Annotated in this window: 19 protein-coding genes and 1 pseudogene; 7 read left to right on the forward strand and 13 right to left on the reverse strand. The window is 71.7% G+C overall.

What is annotated here, in order from left to right; translation table 11 throughout:
• Positions 1-78 precede the first annotated feature (78 nt).
• The 5 genes from KWI83_RS09930 to KWI83_RS09950 all read right to left on the reverse strand — a co-directional run bounded on the left by KWI83_RS09930 (position 79) and on the right by KWI83_RS09950 (position 3751).
• Positions 79-720: a PadR family transcriptional regulator gene (locus KWI83_RS09930; RefSeq protein ID WP_218513950.1), complete on the reverse strand. Its 642-nt coding sequence runs from the start codon at positions 718-720 to the stop codon at positions 79-81.
• A 66-nt stretch (positions 721-786) separates the two neighbouring features.
• A complete protein-coding gene (locus KWI83_RS09935; protein ID WP_218513951.1) occupies positions 787-1038 on the reverse strand; it encodes a type II toxin-antitoxin system RelE/ParE family toxin in 252 nt (83 codons plus the stop codon).
• Positions 1035-1298 (reverse strand): type II toxin-antitoxin system prevent-host-death family antitoxin, encoded by a 264-nt coding sequence (locus tag KWI83_RS09940; RefSeq protein WP_218513952.1) that lies wholly within the window; start codon positions 1296-1298, stop codon positions 1035-1037. Before KWI83_RS09940 ends, KWI83_RS09935 begins: the two co-directional genes overlap by 4 nt.
• Positions 1299-1352: 54 nt before the next feature.
• A complete protein-coding gene (locus KWI83_RS09945) occupies positions 1353-2813 on the reverse strand; it encodes an aldehyde dehydrogenase family protein (protein WP_218513953.1) in 1461 nt (486 codons plus the stop codon).
• Between the two features lie 113 nt (positions 2814-2926).
• Positions 2927-3751 (reverse strand): helix-turn-helix transcriptional regulator, encoded by an 825-nt coding sequence (locus KWI83_RS09950; protein ID WP_218514190.1) that lies wholly within the window; start codon positions 3749-3751, stop codon positions 2927-2929.
• Between the two features lie 364 nt (positions 3752-4115).
• Between KWI83_RS09950 and KWI83_RS09955 the strand changes: the two genes are divergently transcribed.
• Positions 4116-4607 (forward strand): ATP-binding protein, encoded by a 492-nt coding sequence (locus KWI83_RS09955; RefSeq protein WP_256362038.1) that lies wholly within the window; start codon positions 4116-4118, stop codon positions 4605-4607.
• A gap of 86 nt (positions 4608-4693) precedes the next feature.
• Here KWI83_RS09955 and KWI83_RS09960 read toward each other — a convergent pair whose 3' ends face one another.
• From KWI83_RS09960 to rpmG, 5 genes are all read right to left on the reverse strand, one after another.
• A complete protein-coding gene (locus tag KWI83_RS09960; protein ID WP_218513955.1) occupies positions 4694-4993 on the reverse strand; it encodes a DUF397 domain-containing protein in 300 nt (99 codons plus the stop codon).
• Positions 4994-5310: 317 nt separating this feature from the next.
• A complete protein-coding gene (gene rpsR / locus KWI83_RS09965) occupies positions 5311-5544 on the reverse strand; it encodes a 30S ribosomal protein S18 (protein ID WP_218513956.1) in 234 nt (77 codons plus the stop codon).
• A 7-nt stretch (positions 5545-5551) separates the two neighbouring features.
• Entirely contained in the window at positions 5552-6757 is a 1206-nt protein-coding gene (locus KWI83_RS09970; protein ID WP_218513957.1) for a GTP-binding protein, read from the reverse strand.
• Between the two features lie 3 nt (positions 6758-6760).
• Positions 6761-7009, reverse strand: a complete 249-nt coding sequence (locus tag KWI83_RS09975; protein WP_218513958.1) for a type B 50S ribosomal protein L31 — start codon at positions 7007-7009, stop codon at positions 6761-6763.
• A gap of 9 nt (positions 7010-7018) precedes the next feature.
• Complete coding sequence (rpmG, locus tag KWI83_RS09980; RefSeq protein ID WP_003999141.1) at positions 7019-7183, reverse strand: 50S ribosomal protein L33; 165 nt, start codon at positions 7181-7183, stop codon at positions 7019-7021.
• A gap of 62 nt (positions 7184-7245) precedes the next feature.
• Between rpmG and rpmB the strand changes: the two genes are divergently transcribed.
• Positions 7246-7482, forward strand: coding sequence for a 50S ribosomal protein L28 (gene rpmB / locus KWI83_RS09985; protein ID WP_218513959.1), 237 nt, complete (start codon positions 7246-7248; stop codon positions 7480-7482).
• The gene (rpsN, locus tag KWI83_RS09990) at positions 7482-7787 is read left to right on the forward strand and encodes a 30S ribosomal protein S14 (protein ID WP_218513960.1); all 306 of its coding nucleotides are present in this window, start codon (positions 7482-7484) and stop codon (positions 7785-7787) included. The genes rpmB and rpsN overlap by 1 nt, the downstream gene beginning before the upstream one ends.
• Positions 7788-8148: 361 nt before the next feature.
• On the opposite strand, the gene KWI83_RS39905 is transcribed toward rpsN, so the two are convergent.
• Positions 8149-8463 (reverse strand): hypothetical protein, encoded by a 315-nt coding sequence (locus KWI83_RS39905; RefSeq protein ID WP_308122012.1) that lies wholly within the window; start codon positions 8461-8463, stop codon positions 8149-8151.
• Positions 8464-8488: 25 nt separating this feature from the next.
• On the opposite strand from KWI83_RS39905, the gene KWI83_RS39910 reads away from it, so the two are divergent.
• Positions 8489-8689: a hypothetical protein gene (locus KWI83_RS39910; protein WP_308122013.1), complete on the forward strand. Its 201-nt coding sequence runs from the start codon at positions 8489-8491 to the stop codon at positions 8687-8689.
• 89 nt (positions 8690-8778) lie between these two features.
• The gene (locus KWI83_RS10000) at positions 8779-9297 is read left to right on the forward strand and encodes a DUF4232 domain-containing protein (protein WP_218513961.1); all 519 of its coding nucleotides are present in this window, start codon (positions 8779-8781) and stop codon (positions 9295-9297) included.
• 411 nt (positions 9298-9708) lie between these two features.
• On the opposite strand, the pseudogene KWI83_RS10005 reads toward KWI83_RS10000, so the two are convergent.
• A pseudogene (locus KWI83_RS10005) lies at positions 9709-10862 on the reverse strand (DUF2786 domain-containing protein).
• 101 nt (positions 10863-10963) lie between these two features.
• On the opposite strand from KWI83_RS10005, the gene KWI83_RS10010 reads away from it, so the two are divergent.
• Complete coding sequence (locus tag KWI83_RS10010; RefSeq protein WP_218513962.1) at positions 10964-11704, forward strand: Clp protease N-terminal domain-containing protein; 741 nt, start codon at positions 10964-10966, stop codon at positions 11702-11704.
• A 40-nt stretch (positions 11705-11744) separates the two neighbouring features.
• Complete coding sequence (locus KWI83_RS10015) at positions 11745-13436, forward strand: bifunctional 3'-5' exonuclease/DNA polymerase (RefSeq protein ID WP_218513963.1); 1692 nt, start codon at positions 11745-11747, stop codon at positions 13434-13436.
• On the opposite strand, the gene KWI83_RS10020 is transcribed toward KWI83_RS10015, so the two are convergent.
• Positions 13437-16889, reverse strand: coding sequence for a BTAD domain-containing putative transcriptional regulator (locus KWI83_RS10020; RefSeq protein WP_256362088.1), 3453 nt, complete (start codon positions 16887-16889; stop codon positions 13437-13439).
• Between the last annotated feature and the right edge of the window lie 310 nt (positions 16890-17199).

Consider the following 17199-nt stretch of genomic DNA (forward strand, 5'->3'; position numbering starts at 1 on the left):
GCCACTCCCTCACTCCACCTAGTCAAACTTGATTACCGCCCCGACCGTAACGCCCGGACCTCCATTGGTCAAACTTGATTAGTGGGTGTCCTCCGGATGCCGCTCCCCCGTCGCGTACGGGTTCTCCTCGCCCTCGGCGAGCACGCCGACGAACGGCTCGCCCTCACCGGCGAAGGTGTAGGCGCCGCCCTCGATGCGGCTGATGACGCCTCTGGCCCACTCGGCCTCGGCGTCGGCGGTGTGGATCCAGAGGTTCATGATCTCGCCGATGTGGCCCAGCTGCTCGGGTCCCTCCTCGGGGACGTAGTGGTCCGTGACGGCGTCGCGCCACTCCTGGATGCGCCGGATGCGCTCCGTGAGCAGCGCGACCGCCTCGGCCCTCGGCAGGTCGACCATGAAGCCGATGGCCGCCGACTTGACGTCGACCTTCTGGTCGTACGAGGTCAGCGCGTCGCGCAGGAGGGCGAAGTACTCCCGGTCGCCCTCCGGCGTGATCTCGTACTCGGTGCGCGGGGGGCCGCCCGCGGTGGACGGCGCGATCTCGTGCGCGTGCAGCAGGCCCTGCTTGGCCATCTGCTTCAGGGCGTGGTAGATCGAGCCTGGCTTGGCGTTGGACCACTCGTGCGCGCCCCAGTACTCCAGGTCGTTGCGCACCTGGTACCCGTGGGCCCGCCCGTGCTGGCGGACGGCGCCCAGCACCAGGAGACGGATCGCTGACATGCCGTCCAGGTTAGGCCGCCGCGCCGGGCCGCCCGAGGCCCACCCCGTCAGCCGCTCGCGGCCCGGTCACGCGACCGTGCGGCCGATGTGTTCGATGTGGATAGTGAGCGCCTCCGGGTCGACCCGGTACAGGATGCGCCGGGCGCCGTGATGGAGGCGGCGATGGTCGGTACCCCAGGCGCGGGAGCCCTCGGGGCGCTCGTTGTCGGCGAGCTGGTCAGTGGCCCGCAAGAGGGAGTCGACACCCTGCGGGTCCTCCTTGAGGTGCCCCGTGGCGGCGTTGAGCGCGGCCGGCTCCCACAGAACCGTCCAGGTCACTCGCCCCTCCCGGCAGCGTCGAGCAGCGCTCGGCGAGCCTCGTCGTGCGGTATCGGAGCCTCGGTGCGCCCAAGGGCACGGTCGCGCTCCAGGCGGGCCAGCGCCAGTGCGTCCTCCAAGTCCTCCAGTTCGGCAGGTGAGATGAGGACGGCCGCGGGGACGCCGCGGTCGGTCAGCGTGATGTGCTCGTGCTGGGCTGCTCGCCGGGCGAGCTCACCGAGCTTGCCGCGTGCCTCCGCGATGGGATAGGTAGCAGACATGCATCTGGTGTACACCTGGATGCATGTCTGCCGCATTGTCTTTGCGAGTGAACCTCAGAACGGAAACGCGCTCCGCCCCCGCTGCACCGAGATCCACTTCAGCGTCGTGAACGCCTCCAGCGTCGTCTCGCCGTTCAGGCGGCCCAGGCCGGAGTGTTTCTCGCCGCCGAACGGGACGAGCGGCTCGTCGTGCACGGTGCCGTCGTTGACGTGAAACATGCCGGTGTCGATGCGCTGGGCGAAGCGCACGCCGCGTTCGACGTCGGCGGTGTGCACGGCACCGCTCAGGCCGAACGGGGTGTCGTTGACGAGGCGTACGGCCTCCTCCTCCCCGTCGAAGGGGACGAGGAGGGCGACCGGACCGAAGATCTCCTGGCGGAGCAGCGCCGAGTCGGTCGGTACGTCCGTCAGGACCGACGGCTCGACCAGGTTGCCGCGCGTGGAGCCGCGTACCAGCGCGGTGGCGCCCTCGGCGACCGCCTGCTCGACGACGGACGTGATCGCCTCCGACTGCGAGGAGTTGATCAGCGGGCCGATGACCGTCTCGGGGTCGCTCGGGTCACCGGCCTTCAGGCCGCTCACCTTGGCGACGAACCTCTCGGTGAACGCGTCGACGACCGAGCGGTCCACCAGGACGCGGTTGGCGGCCATGCAGACCTGGCCCTGATGGACGTACCGGCTGAAGACGGCCGCGTCGACGGCGTAGTCGAGCTCGGCGTCGTCGAGGACCACCAACGCGCTGTTGCCGCCGAGTTCGAGGATCGCTCGCTTGAAGTGCCGGGCGCAGACGGTGCCGACGTGCCGGCCGACCTTGTCGGAGCCGGTGAAGGAGATGACCTTGGGGACCGGGTGCTCCAGGAAGGCGTCGTTGATCTCCGCGACGTCGGTGACGACGACGTTGAGCAGACCGGCGGGCAGTCCCGCGTCCTCGAACAGCTTGGCGATGACGGTGCCGCCGACGACCGGGGTGTCCTGGTGGGGCTTGAGGACGACGGCGTTGCCCAGGGCGAGGGCCGGGGCGACCGACTTCAGGGACAGCAGGAACGGGAAGTTGAAGGGGCTGATGACGCCGACCACGCCGACCGGGACGCGGTAGAGGCGGTTCTCCTTGCCGGGGTCCGGGGAGGGGATCAGGCGGTGCTCGCCGCGCATCGCCAGGCTCGCCGCCTCACGCAGGAACTCCTTGGCGAGGTGCAGCTCGAAGCCGGCCTTCACGCGCGTGCCGCCCAGCTCGGCGATGATCGCCTCGGTGAGCTCCTGCTCGCGCTCCTCGACCAGCCGCAGCACCTTCTCCAGCACGGCGCGGCGGGCGTGCGGCCCGGCCTCGGCCCACTGCGGCTGGGCGCGGGCGGCGGCACGGTAGGCCTGATCTATCTCGGCGACCGTGGCTATGGTGATCGCGGCCAGCTTCTCACCGTCGTACGGGTTGAAGTCGATGATGTCCCAGGAACCGGTGCCCGGACGCCACTCGCCGTCGATGTACTGCTGAGCCAGGTCGGTGAAGTAGGACGACATGTGATCCCTCAATCCCTGCCGGTGAAGCAGTGCCTGATCACGCGTCATCGTACTGGTGATGCAACAGAGTTGGAGTAACTCTCCGGGAACCTCTCAGGAGAGCCGAGAACCTTTCAGGACAGCTGGAGCAACCCCCTGAGCAGGTCCCGGCTCTCGGCCGGCCCGGGGCTGTCCCGCTGCAGCTCCTTCAGCGCCTTCTCGTACTGGGCGACGTCCTCCGCCTTGTCCAGGTACAGCGCGCTGGTGAGCTGCTCCAGGTACACCACGTCCGACAGGTCGGACTCCGGGAAGCTGAGGATGGTGAAGGCGCCGGACTCGCCGGAGTGGCCGCCGAAGCTGAACGGCATGATCTGCAGCCGTACGTTGGGCCGCTCGGAGAACTCGATCAGGTGCTGGAGCTGGCCGCGCATCACCTCGCGGTCACCGTACGGGCGGCGCAGGGCGGCCTCGTCGAGGACGATGTGGAGGTCGGGGGCGTTCTCGGCGACGAGGTGCTTCTGCCGCTCCAGGCGCAGCGCCACGCGCTTCTCCACATCGGCCTCGCTCGCGCCCTTCATGCCGCGCCGGACGACGGCACGCGCGTACGCCTCGGTCTGCAGCAGCCCGTGCACGAACTGGACCTCGTACACGCGGATCAGGGACGCCGCGCCCTCCAGGCCGACATAGGTGGGGAACCAGCTCGGCAGGACGTCCGAGTAGCTGTGCCACCAGCCCGCGACATTGGCTTCCCGGGCGAGGGAGACCAGTGAGGTCCGCTCTGTCTCGTCCACGATTCCGTACAGCGTCAGCAGGTCCTCGACGTCCCTCGTCTTGAAGCTCACCCGGCCCAGCTCCATCCGGCTGATCTTCGACTCGGAGGCGCGGATGTGGTATCCCGCCGCCTCGCGCGTGATGCCGCGCGCCTCTCGCAGTCGCCTGAGTTGCGAGCCGAGCAGCATGCGCCGCACCACCGATCCGGGCTCTCCCGCGCTCACGTTCCAGCCTCCCCAACCGTCTTCAGGGCCCGCAGTCTGCCACTAAAACACTCCGAGCTGTACTCGTCCGGTTACACAGACGGAAAGAAGCCAAAGATTCCGGCTCCGTCGCGTGCGCCCGGGGGAAGGGGAAGGCAAGCGGACGGCGTGAAGATGGCGGAAAAAATGGCAAAGAAGTGGTACGGGAAGGTCCATTTCGGTCGCGTGCACGTGCATCTGCCCTTGCATCTGCTGTACGCATCCGAAACCATGGTCCCGCGCCACCGCTGTATCGCCACGACCGCGAATTCCCGGGGGAGTGCCTCGCATGGGGACGAATGGATCGACCATGCTCGAGCCTTTACGGCAGGGCGTTCCACCGCTGGATCCCACCGCCGTGTCCAGCGCCGCCTCCTGCGCCCTGCCCGCCCGCTACGAAGCGGTGCGCGAGGCACGGCACTTCACCCGCAGAACACTCGACCAGTGGGACGTGGGCCACCGCTTCGACGACGTCTGCCTGGTGGTCTCCGAACTGGTCACCAACGCTCTGCGGCACGCCCTGCCGACGGTCGCCCCGCGCCCGGCGGACCGGGCCGGTGAGCACGAGCCGCCGCAGGTGCGGCTGCACCTGATGCGCTGGACCGAGCGGATGGTGTGCGCGGTACGGGACCCCAGCAACGACAGTCCGGTCGCGCGCGAGGCCGACGACTTCTCCGCGGAGTCCGGTCGCGGGCTGTTCCTCGTCGACTCCTTCTGCGACAGCTGGGGCTGGCACCCGCTGGCCGGGACGCTGAGCGGCAAGGTGGTCTGGGCGATGTTCCGGCTGCAGCCGGAGGCGTGAGACGCCTCGGCACTCTCCTGTGCCGAGGCTCTACGCGCGTTACGGCGGGTCAGCGGCCGATCACCCTCGGCCGCTTCCCCGCCGCGTCAGCCCGCGATCAGATGATCGAACTCGCCGTCCTTCACACCGAGGAGCATCGCCTCGATCTCCGCGCGCGTGTAGACGAGCGCCGGCCCGTCCGGGAAGTTCGAGTTGCGCACCGCCACTCTCCCGCCCGGCAGCCGCGCGAACTCCACACACGATCCCTGCGAGTTGCTGTGCCGGCTCTTCTGCCAGGCCACCCCGCGCAGCTTCGTGGCGGCCATGCCGTTGTACGCGCCGGACGCGCCGGCGCCGTGGCGCACATGACCGTCGTACGCGTCACCGTCGTACACGTCGTGATCCACAGGTCGCTCCCCGGTGGTGCACTGGCTGGTATGGCCATGGATGCAGTGGTCAACTGAGGCGGATCATAGCCCTGTTCATGTGCGGATGCATGGGCAGATGCACGTGCACGGGCGGTGTTCCTGCGGTTACAGCTTTGACGACCGCTTTACCGAAGCCGTTTCAGAGGAACAGACGCGTTCCGCGCCCTTCCTGTTCCAGGGTCCACGTGATGGTTCAGTCGACATGACGACAAAGAGGAAATCCCCTACGAGTCAACCGTAGGGGATCTCCCACCCGTGATCCGTCCGCCGCCGCGGGCCTCGGCGGCGGACGGACGTCAGCGGCTGGAGTAGGGCAGCAGGGCCATCTCCCGCGCGTTCTTGATCGCACGCGCCAGCAGCCGCTGCTGCTGGGCCGAGACACGGGTGACCCGGCGGCTGCGGATCTTGCCCCGGTCGGAGACGAACTTCCGCAGCAGGTCGGTGTCCTTGTAGTCGATGTACGTGATCCCGGCCTGGTCCAGCGGGTTGGGGCGGTTCTTGGCGGGCTTGCGGTCGGTCTTGCGGGGCATGGCGGGGTCAGACCTCCAGGAGGGTGTCGAAGGCGGGCGGCAACCGCTTCCAGGCGTCGCGCCCGGCGGCGTACTCGGCGTCGGTGAGCAGGCAGGACTCCAGCAGGTGCGCGAGTCCCTCGCGGTCGAGGCCGGGGGACGTGAAGACCAGGTGCTGGCAGCAGTCGCCGTGCTCCGGGTGCCAGTCCAGCGCGGCGGCGGCGCGGCGCACCGGCGGCACCATCTCCCAGGCCGCGTCGGGCAGCGAGGCGAGCCACGGGCCCGCGCTCTCCACGCACAGGGCACCGCCGGCGGCGTCCCAGTGCAGCAGCGTGTCGGGCCGGTCGGCGAGCCAGAACCGGCCCCGGCTGCGCGCGGCGGCGCAGGTCAGGTCCTCCAGCGCCTGGTAGAGCCGCTCGGGATGGAAGGGGCGGCGCCGGTGCCAGACGAGGGTGGACACCCCGTGCGCGTCGGCCTCGGTGGGCAGGAGCGCGCAGGCGGGGTGCTGGGCCGCGGCGGCCGCCTCCACGTCGAATCCGGCAAGGGCGGCGTGCGCGAGCGGGGAGTGCGCGCCGTACACACCCCGCGCGCCGCGTACCCCACGCGCCCCCCGGGTGCCCGGGGCGCCCGTCAGGTCACCGTGGCCGATCGGGACCTGACGGGCCGTCGGGTGCAGCTGGGCCAGCAGCTCACGGTCCTCGTCGTCGGCCTCCGGGGAGTCCAGGACGGCGAGGACGGGGGCGTACTCCAGCTGCCGCGCGAAGGTGTCGGCGACGGTGCGCTGGTCGGTGGCGGCCGCGGCGAGGCCGCCCTCGGCGAGGTCGTCGCCGTTGCCGAGGTACGGCAGCAGCAGCGCCGGGTCGACGGCGGTGATCACGCCGGTGACCGTGAGCCCGCCGGACGTGACCACCTCGGCCATGGCCTTCGGCTCGACGGAGTCCCACAGCTCGACGACCGCGAGCGGCGTGTCACCGGCGTCCGCGAGCCGCTCCAGCTCCGGGACGAGGTCCTCGCGCAGGGCACAGCACGCGCAGTCGTTGACGAGCGGCGCCTCACCGGCGTCCCGGATGCCGTTCGCGTCGCGGACGGTCCGTACGACCGTCCCGGCCGCGGCGGTCGCCAGGTCGTGGTGGAGTACGACACTGCCGGGCACGTCGGCGAGCAGCTGCTCGACGGTGGCCTTGCGGGCGTCGGCATGCAGCCCGCCGACGATCACGACGGAGAGCTCGGGCATGGGCTAGCCCTGCTTCCCGTACCGGCGTTCGAAGCGCTCGACGCGTCCGGCGGTGTCCAGGACGCGGGCGGTGCCGGTGTAGAAGGGGTGGCTGACGTTGGAGATCTCGACGTCGACGACCGGGTAGGTGTTGCCGTCCTCCCACTCGATGGTCTTCTCGCTGGTCATGGTGGACCGGGTGAGGAAGGCGTAGTTCGCGGCACGGTCACGGAAGACGACGGGACCGTACTCCGGGTGGATTCCCTTGCGCATGGCGGTGGCTCAGCGCTCCTCTCGGAAGTCGACGTGGCGGCCGACGACCGGGTCGTACTTGCGCAGGGTCATACGGTCCGGGTCGTTGCGGCGGTTCTTGCGGGTGACGTACGTGTAGCCCGTACCGGCGGTGGACCGGAGCTTGATGACCGGGCGGAGTTCGTTGCGTGCCATGCTGCTATCTTACTGAAAATGAATTCCATTTACGACAGCGTCCACGGAGAGGTACGTCACCCATGTCCGCCCACTGCATGCTGACCGGCGCCCAGCCCGGCTTCGGCAACCGCATCTCCCACTCCCACCGGCGCACCTCACGCCGCTTCGACCCGAACATCCAGAGCAAGCGCTACTGGCTGCCCAGCGAGGGCCGGTACGTACGGCTGCGGCTGAGCGCCAAGGGGATCAAGACGGTCGACACGATCGGCGTCGAGGCGGCGGTGGCCCGCATCCGTGCCCGAGGAGTGAAGGTCTGATGGCCAAGAAGAGCAAGATCGCGAAGAACGAGAAGCGGCAGGAGATCGTCGCGCGGTACGCCGCCCGGCGGGCCGAGCTGAAGGAGATCATCCGGCGGCCGTCGTCGACGGACGCGGAACGGCTCGCCGCGCAGCGGGAGCTGCGCAAGCAGCCGCGGGACGCGAGCGGCACGCGCGTACGCAACCGGGATCAGGTGGACGGGCGGCCGCGCGGGTACTTCCGGGCGTTCGGGCTGTCCCGGGTGAGTCTGCGGGAGCAGGCGCATGCGGGGTATCTGCCGGGGGTGCGGAAGTCTTCCTGGTAGGCGCCGTTACGGGCTGGTAGCTTGCTGCGGTCGTAGGGCTGTATGGCCGTATGGCCGTATGGCTTTGTGGTCGTGCGGCTGTGTGGTTGTGCGGCAATGAGGTCGTGCGGCTATGCGGTTGTACCTCGATCCGGTCGTAGGGCTGTGTGGTCGTAGGGACGTGTGGTCGTAGGGACGTGTGGTCGTACGGTTTGTGGTCATAGGGCCGTATGGTCATTCGGCTGTGTGGTCGTACGGCTGTATGGCTGTACGGCTGTACCGCAATGCGGCTGTACGGCGGCACGGCTCATACGGCCGACCGGCTCCGGCTACCGGCTCACCCCTGGGGGCATGCAGTGACTTCCGCGAGGACTTCGGCGGCCTACGCGCGCGGTGTGGTGCGCGGGCGGTGGCGGATCGCGGCCGTGGCCGCGGGTGTGGTGGGGGCGGTCGTGTTGACTGCCTGCAGTGGGGGCGGAGGCTCGAACTCGAACCCGGACTCGGAGTCGGAGTCGGGCGGGGCTGCGGCGAGTCCCAGCCCCAGCCCCAGCCCTGGTACGTCGTCGGCCGGTACTGGTGGTGGTGGCGGTTCGCCGTCCGCGGTCGTCGGGGAGCTGGAGGGCAGCTGGCTCGCCACCAGCGAGGGGCAGGCGGTGGCCTTGGTGGTCACCGGTGAGAAAGCCGGGCTGTTCGCCACCGGCGGGACCATGTGCAGTGGGCGCGTGGGCGAGGCGTCGGGTCGGCAGACGATCCGGCTCACCTGCACGCAGGGCAAGGACAAGCGCGGCACCGGCACGGTCGACTCCGTCAGCGCCACGAGCCTGAAGGTCACCTGGGACGGTGGTCTCGGCGAGGAGACGTACACCAAGGCCGAGGGCGGGAAGCTGCCGTCGGGGTTGCCCACGGCGGGCCTGGGCTCGTGACGTGACTCGGACGGCCCGGGCCGGGTGATCGGGTCGCGCGGGCGTACGTGATGATCCAGGGGCATCGTCACGAACCCAGGGGATCCCTCATGCGTGCCACTTCGCTCACCGTCGGCTCCGCCGCCCTCGCCGCCGCCCTGCTGCTGACCGCCTGCGGGGGCGGTGAAGGCGACGGCGGCGGCCAGGACACGTCCGCGTGCGCCCTCGACGAGGTCGGCGTGGAGGTCGGCCCCGCCAACGCCGCGCCCGTCGCCGGGGACACCGGCAACATCCCCGTGACCGTCACCAACCACGGCGCCGAGTGCACCCTGGACGGCTTCCCCGCCGTCGACCTGCAGGCCGACGGCACCTCCGTGACCGTACCGGCGGACAAGGCGGCGAAGGCGCAGAAGCTGACGCTGGCCAAGGACACGGCGGCGACGTTCACGATCACGTACGTACGGGGTGGGGCGGGCAGCGAGGGCAGCCTCGACGCCAAGACGGTGAAGGTCGGCCTGCCGGGGGCGTCGGCGACGCAGAGCTTCGAGTGGCCGTACGGTGCGGTCGCGCTCGTCTCGGGTGGCGCGCCGGACGCGTCGGTGGGCGCGTTTCTGCAGGCGGGCGACTGAGCGTCGGGCGGGCGGGGCGGGACCAGTCGGTCGAGGCGGGGCCGGACCAGCCAGTCGAGGCCGGGCGGAACCAGTCCATCGAAGCCAGGCACACAGCCACACAAGACACGACCGGAACCAACCAGCCACGGCCAGGCGGATCAAGTCCGCCGAGGCACGCACAGAACCAGCCCCAGTCGAGCCCGGGCGGAACCAGTCCATCGAAGCCAGGCACACAGCCACACAAGACACGACCGGAACCAACCAGCCACGGCCAGGCGGATCAAGTCCGCCGAGGCACACACGGAACCAGCCCCAGTCGAGCCCGGGCGGAACCAGTCCATCGAAGCCAGGCACACAGCCACACAAGACACGACCGGAACCAACCAGCCACGGCCAGGCAGACAGTCGGACTCCGCGGCGCGGAGCCAGTCAGTCGAGGCGGGGCCGGGACCTGACCTCCGCCCGGTCTGCCGCGCGTGACCCCTCCGTCCAGCCCGCCGCGTCGGTCACTCCGCGCAGCCGGGTCGTGGTCGTGTCCGGGAACATGCTCTCCATGCGCTCGGTGACCGCGACCTCGCGGGAGGCCAGGACGGGGAGCAGGCCGCCCGCCTCGGTGGCCGCCTCTTCGGCAGCCTGCTCGGCGGCGGTGGCGAGACGGGTGCCGATGCGGTGGGCGTACGCGGCGAGGAAGGACTGCCGGAACGTCTTCGTACGCCTGCGCCCGCCCGCGCGCTGAGCGGCCTCTGCCTTCGTCAGCGCGGTCGTGGCCTGGACGAGGAGTGAGGTGTAGAGGAGTTCGACCACCTCCAGGTCGGGTTCGAAGCCGACGACGGTGGAGAAGCCGAGGGGTTCGTTCCACACCGCGCGGCAGTGGTTGGCGGCGGCGACCGCGTCCAGCAGCACGGCCTTGGCCTGCTCGTACGGCTGGTCGACGCCGATCCGCCAGGCCGTCGGCCCGCGACCGCCCTGCTCCGGGCCCGCGAGCAGCGCCTCGTCGATGCTGTGCCGCGCCATCAGCTCCTGCGCCTTCGCACTGAGCGCCTCCGCCTCGTCCGGGAACCCGGTCGCCTCGGCCTTCGCGAGCAGGGCGCGGATACGGGTCAGCATGCGGGACTCGGACTTCGCACGTTCCGCACGTGCGTGCGACTGCGTCAGCGGTTCGCCGAGGGTTTCGAGGGTGGGCAGGCGGAGCAGGAGGCGGTACAGCTCCAGGACGGCGGTGGCGTGCGTGAAGCGGTCGGTGCGGGGAGGGCCGGGGGAGGTCTCTTCGGCGAGCTGGGCGAGCTGCGCCGCCCAGCGGGGGCCGCGCGGGCGGTCGTGCGCTGCCTGTTCGAGGATCAGCTCCGATACGAGGCGTTCGTGTACGTCGTCCAGTTCGCGGCGGACGATCCGTACGACGTCGGCGGGCTGCCAGCCGCGCCGCCAGGCCCCGGCGACGAACTCCAGCCCACGCCGGGCGAGTTCCACGTCCGCAGCCGGGTCGGCCGCGAGCAGGGACGCGCCGGCGTCGAGGGCGGTGTGGTCGCCGGGGGGGGGGCGTAGAGGGCGGCGCGGAAGGCGCGGTCGACGGTGCTGGTGTCCACGTGGGGATCGTGTCATGCGTTCCGGGAACCCACGGCGGCGACCGGAGGGCGGTGTCAACTCAGAGTTGACACCCTCCGAAGCGTCAACCTACGGTTGACACATGGCGACGAACCCCGACCTCACGTCATCCATCCGTCTCGACGACCTCATCGCGGCCATCAAGAAGGTCCACGACGAACCCCTCGACCAGCTCCAGGACGCCGTACTCGCCGGGGAGCACCTGGGCGACGTGGCCGACCACCTGATCGGCCACTTCGTGGACCAGGCCCGGCGTTCCGGCGCGTCCTGGACGGACATCGGCAAGAGCATGGGCGTCACCCGGCAGGCCGCGCAGAAGCGCTTCGTACCGAAGGAGTCCATGGACCTGGACCCCAGCCAGGGCTTCAGCCGCTACACCCCGCGGGCGCGCGCGGCGGTCGTGGCGTCGCACAGCGAGGCGAAGCACGCGCGGCACGCCGAGGGGCTGCCCGAGCACCTGGTCCTGGGACTGCTGGCGGACCCCGAAGGCCTGGGCGCCAAGGCGATCACGGCCCAGGGAGTCACCCTGGAGGCGGTGCGCGAGGCGGCCGAGGCGGTACTGCCGCCGTCCGCCGAGGAGGCTCCCGAGCTCGTCCCCTACGGGTCGGATTCCAAGAAGGTCCTGGAGCTCACCTTCCGCGAGGCCCTCCGCCTCGGCCACAACTACATCGGCACCGAGCACATCCTCCTCGCGCTGCTGGAGTTCGAGAACGGCCGAGGCGTCCTGTCCGGCCTCGGCATCACCAAGCAGGGAGTGGAGGAGTACGTCGCGGAGGCACTCGCCCAGTTCGCGCAGCAGGCGAAGGAAGGCGAGCAGGGCTGACGCGGGCCCGTTGTCAGACCCGGCTGCGACACTCGCATGCATGGCCGACCGATGGGCGCTCGCTCCGGCCGAGGACGGTGGCGTGGAGGTCGCCCCCCTCGGTCCTGACGGGCTGCCCGCAGGGCCGGTGCGGCGGGAAGAGGACCTGGCGGAGGCGGTGCGCGGTCGGCCGTACGTCACGCGGTGGGTGTGGCGGTCCACCGCCGAGGTCTATCCGCGGCTGCTCGCCACGGGGGTGCGAGTGGAGCGGTGCTACGACATCGAGGACGCCGAGACCCTCCTCCTCGGCCACGAGGGGCGGTACGGCGAACCCCGCTCGGCCGCCGCCGCGCTCGCCCGCCTGCGCGGCGGCCCCGTGCCGCCCGACCCGCCCCAGCGGGCCGCCGAACCGGGCGCGCAGTCCCCGCTGTTCGAGCCCCAGGGCGTCCACCTGCCCCTGGACGACCTCCTGGCGGTCTACGCCGAACAGCAGCGACGGCACGACCGGACCGCGCACCCCGACCGGATGCGGCTGCTGACAGCCGCCGAGTCGGCGGGGATGCTGGTGGCGGCGGAGATGAACCGCGCGGGGGTGCCCTGGAGCGCGCAGGTGCACCGCGAGGTGCTGCACGACCTGCTCGGCGAGCGGTACACGGGCGGTGGCGAGCCGCGCCGCCTGGCCGAGCTGGCGGACGAGGTGTCCGCCGCGTTCGGCCGCCGGGTGCGGCCCGATCTGCCCGCCGACGTGATCAAGGCCTTCGCGCAGGCCGGGATCAAGGTGAGTTCCACACGCCGCTGGGAGATCGAGTCCCTCGACCATCCGGCGGTGAAGCCGCTGGTGGAGTACAAGAAGCTGTACCGCATCTGGGTCGCCCACGGCTGGTCCTGGCTGCAGGACTGGGTGCGCGACGGGCGGTTCCGCCCGGAGTTCCTGGCGGGCGGCACGGTCACCGGCCGCTGGGTGACCAACGGCGGGGGCGCCCTGCAGATCCCCAAGGTGATCCGGCGTGCCGTGGTCGCCGACCCCGGCTGGCGGCTGGTGGTCGCCGACGCCGACCAGATGGAGCCGCGCGTGCTCGCGGCGATCTCCCGCGACCCCGGCCTGATGGAGGTGGCGGGCCGGGAGAGCGACCTGTACCAGTCCGTCTCCGACCGCGCCTTCTCCGGCGACCGTGCCCAGGCCAAACTCGCCGTGCTCGGCGCGATCTACGGCCAGACCTCCGGCGACGGCCTGAAGAACCTCGCCGCGCTCAGACGCCGCTTCCCCAAGGCGGTGGCATACGTCGACGAGGCGGCGCGCGCGGGTGAGGAGGGGCGGCTGGTGCGGACGTGGCTGGGCCGGACCTGCCCACCGGCCGCCGGGGCGGGCGAGGACGCGGCGGAGGAGGCGGGACTCCCGCAGGACGAGTCCGTCGAACCCGTCGGCGGTCAGGAATGGGTCCCCGGTTACGCCTCCACCAACGCCCGCGCCCGCGGCCGCTTCGCCCGCAACTTCGTCGTGCAGGGCAGCGCGGCCGACTGGACCCTGCTGCTGCTCGCCGCACTGCGCCGGGCCTGCGCGGACCTGGCGGCCGAGCTGGTCTTCTTCCAGCACGACGAGGTGATCGTGCACTGCCCCGAGGAGGAGGCGGAGGCGGTCGTGGCGGCGATCCGGGAGGCGGCGGCGCTGGCGGCCCGGCTGACGTTCGGCGAGACGCCGGTGCGGTTTCCGTTCACGACGGCGGTGGTGGAGTGCTATGCGGACGCGAAGTGATCAGCGGACAGCGGCTGTGAGGGACCGGAGTTCCGCGACGACCGCGCGCTCGTCCGTCCCGTCCAGATCGGCGAGGGCGGTGCGCCACGCCTGGTGCGCGTCGTCCTCGCGCCCCTGGTCACGCAGCAGCAGACCGTACTGGTGACGGCCGAGGCCCCCGGTGTACCGGTCGGAGCGGGCATCGGCACGGCGCAGCAGCTCCGCGCACTCGCGCTCGGCCCGTTCGGCGCGGCCCAGCAGCCGCAGCGCGCGGACCAGGCCGAGCCGGGTCTGGGACTCGCCGTGCCAGTCGCCGTGGCCGCCCAGGACGCGCAGGCTCTCCTCGAAGTGCTCGACGGCGGCGGCCGATTCGCCGAGGGCCAGGTGGGCGTAGCCGATGTTGCAGTGCGCGGAGTGCTGCACGATGACGGCGCCGATCCCGACGCCGAGGGCGAGCGAGCGGCGGTGGTGCTCGATGGCGGCGCGGGGGTCGGTGTGCTCGTACAGGTTGCCGAGATGACTGTACGTCACGGCCTCGCCGTACGGATCGTTCAGCCGACTCGAGTACCCGAGGCTCTGCCGCAGCGCGTCCTCGGCCTCGGCGTACCGTTGCAGCCCTTCCAGCAGCAGCCCGCGGTTGTTGAGACAGCGCCGGATCCAGGACACGGCCCCGAGCCGCCGCCAGATCGCCAGCGCCCGGTCGTTGAGCGCGAGCGCCTCGCTCTGCCGCCCGGTGAGGAAGTGCATCCCGGCGAGGTCGCCCAGCGCGTACGCCTCGGCCGCCGCGTCCCCGAGCCGCCGCGCCAACCCGAGCCCGGCCCGCCCGAGCAGCTCCATCTCGGGGATACGGCCGCTGCGGTGGAGGTAGGGGAAGAGCAGCCGCAGGAGGGTGGACAGGTAGGCGGCGCGGCGCTCGCAGGCGTCGTCGGCATACGCCTCGACCAGCGCGACGACATTGCCCAGCTCACCGTCACCCCAGGCGAACGCCGCCTCGGCCCCGTCGAAGGCGGCGACCGTCGTGACATACGCGGCGTGCTCCGGCGGCTGCGCGGCGGAGGGGCGACAGCGGTCGTCACGGTCGAGGCCGGGTTCGACGACGGCGGTGAGGGCGCGTTCGGCGGTGGTGGCGTACCAGCGCAGGGCGGTGTCGACGAGGTCGTCGACGGGGTGCGGGTGGGCCGGGGTGCGGGGGCGAGCGACATGGGTGACGCCGACCGCGCTGTGCGGGTCAGCCGGGGCGGCGGTGCGGGTGTGGGCCGTGTCGGTGATCTCGTCGCGGTGCCCCTTCACCGCGGCGGCGGTGCGGGCGTGGGCCGTCTCGATGATCTCGTCGCGATGCCGTTTCGCCGCGGCGGCGCTGCAGGCACAGGCCGTCTCGATGATCCCGTCGCAGCGCCCCTTCGCCATGGCGGCGCTGCAGGCAGAGGCCGTCTCGATGATCCCGTCGCAGCGCCCCTTCACGGCGGCCGACTCGCACGCGCGGTGGCCTTCCCTGGCGTCGGCGCCGCTGTGCGCGCCCGCGGCCAGCTCGCGGGCGAAGTCGCGGACCAGGTCGTGGGGTGCGTAGCGGGCGTACGCCGTCTCCTCCAGGAGGGCCACATCGACCAGCCGGTCCAGCGCGGCCTCGGCGCGGCGCTCGTCGGTGCCGGTGAGGCGGGCGATCAGAGGTGCGCCATACGAGGGCAGGTCGAGCGCGCCGACACGGCACAGCGCGAGGGCGGCGTCCCGGTCGGCCTCGCGGTCGGATGCGGCGAGCGCGTCATGGGCGACGGCGAGGGAGCGCCGTACGCTCAGGTCGTCGTACTCCAGATGGTGCAGCCGCCTCTCGGTGGCTGCCAGTTGACCGGCGAGTACGTCCGGCGTGAGCGCCCGGCGCGCGGCGAGCCGTGCCGCGACGACCCGCAGCGCGAGCGGGAGCCGGCCGGTGAGTTCGACGAGCGGATGACCGGCGTCGAGCCCGTCCCGCCCGGACACCGCGCGCAGCAGCGCCGCGCTCTCCGCACTGCTCAGCGGCGTGAGCGGGAAGCGGCGGGCGCCGTCGAGGGCGGTCAGCGGCGAACGGCTGGTGACGATCACCGCGCACCCGGCGCCGGCCGGCAGCAGCGGCCGTACCTGCGCGGCGTTCGCGGCGTCGTCCAGCACCATGAGGGTGCGCGTCGGCGCGAGCAGTGAGCGCAGCAGCGCGGCGGCGGCGTCCGGGTGTTCGGGGATACGGCAGGGCTCCACACCGAGGTCGCGGAGGAGCGCGGTGAGTGCCTGGCCCGGGGTGAGGGGGGTCATGCCGGGGGTGGCGCCGTGCAGATTGACGTACAGCTGACCATCGGAGAAACGTTCCGCCAGAGCATGTGCGACATACAGGGCCAGCGCGCTCTTACCGACTCCGGCCATGCCGCTGACGACGGCGAGGGCGGCGGGCTGGGTGAGGGTCCCGAGGAGAGCGTCGCGTACGGCGGTGCGGCCGGTGAAGTGGGCGGGTGGTGGGGGGAGTTGGGATGGCCGGGGCGCGGGCGCCGGTGCGGGTGCCCCCGGGCCGTTCACGGCCGCCCGCACCGCGCTCCCGTCGGGCACCGCCTCGCCCGACGCTCCCTCCCGCCCCTCTCCATCACCCCCCTGCGCACCTTCCCGCAACACCTCCACATGAGCCTCGCGCACCCCGGTCCCCGGCTCGACCCCCAACTCCTCCACGAGCCGGGCCCGCAGATCACGATGGACGGCGAGCGCCTCGGCGCGGCGGCCGGTGCGGTGCAGGGCGAGCATGAGCTGGCGGTGGTACGCCTCGCGGAGCGGATACTCGGCGGCGAGCGCGGCCAACTCCGGTACAAGCCCGGCAAGTCGGTCGCCCCCGGCTTCCGCATGTTCCGCAAGCGCGAGCTCGGCGTCGTACCGCCACTCCAGTACCAGCAGCCGCGCCTCGGCCAGCCGTTGCACAAACGCGTACCCGCCCACCTCGGCCGGCAGCCCGCTCAAGGGCGCACCCCGCCACAACGCGAGCGCCCGCGCACACTCGCGCACAACCCGCTCCCACTCACGCCCGGCGTGCGCGGCGCGCGCGGCGGCGACATGGTTCTCGAAGACGTGGACGTCCAACTCGCCCTGTTCGACCCGCAGCAGATACCCCGGCGGCACGGCACGCAGCCGTCCGGGGTCGTCGAGCATGCGGCGCAGCCGGGCGACGTGGTTGTGCAGGGAGGCGTGCGCGGAGGCCGGCGGCGCGCCACCCCACAGGGCGTCCTTGAGCGACGCGACGGACACGACCCGCCCGGCCTCAAGCAGCAACGCGGCCAGCAGAACACTCACCTTGGGACTGCCGACGGCCCGCACGGCAAGCCCCGCCCGCCCGGCGCCCGCGCCCCCGACGTCGTACGATCCGCCGGGCCCGTCGGTGGGCTCGCGCCCCTGCCCCTCACACGGCTCGTACAGAACGGGCGGCCCCAACAGACCGAATCGCAGTCCGAACCGGGGCTCGCACCGCATCACACCGTCCACAGCCTTCCCACGCGCCCACGCCCGGTCCCGGGCACGCTCCGCCGCCTCGACGGACCACATTTACTCCTGGCCTCTGGCTCCTGGCTCCTGGCTCCTGGCTCCTGGCTCCTGGCTCCTGGCTCCTGGCTCCTGGCTCCTGGCTCCTGGCTCCTGGCTCCTGGCTCCTGGCGGATTCCGCCCCGCCCGGCGCTTTTCCGCCACCCGCACCCGCACGACTACGACTACGACTACGACCAGAACCCGCCACAGTTCCGGCGCCCGAATCCACCACCGTTACGGCGTTTCCCGCGGCGACCCG

Source organism: Streptomyces sp. TRM70350 (genome assembly GCF_019219825.1).
Lineage (GTDB): Bacteria > Actinomycetota > Actinomycetes > Streptomycetales > Streptomycetaceae > Streptomyces.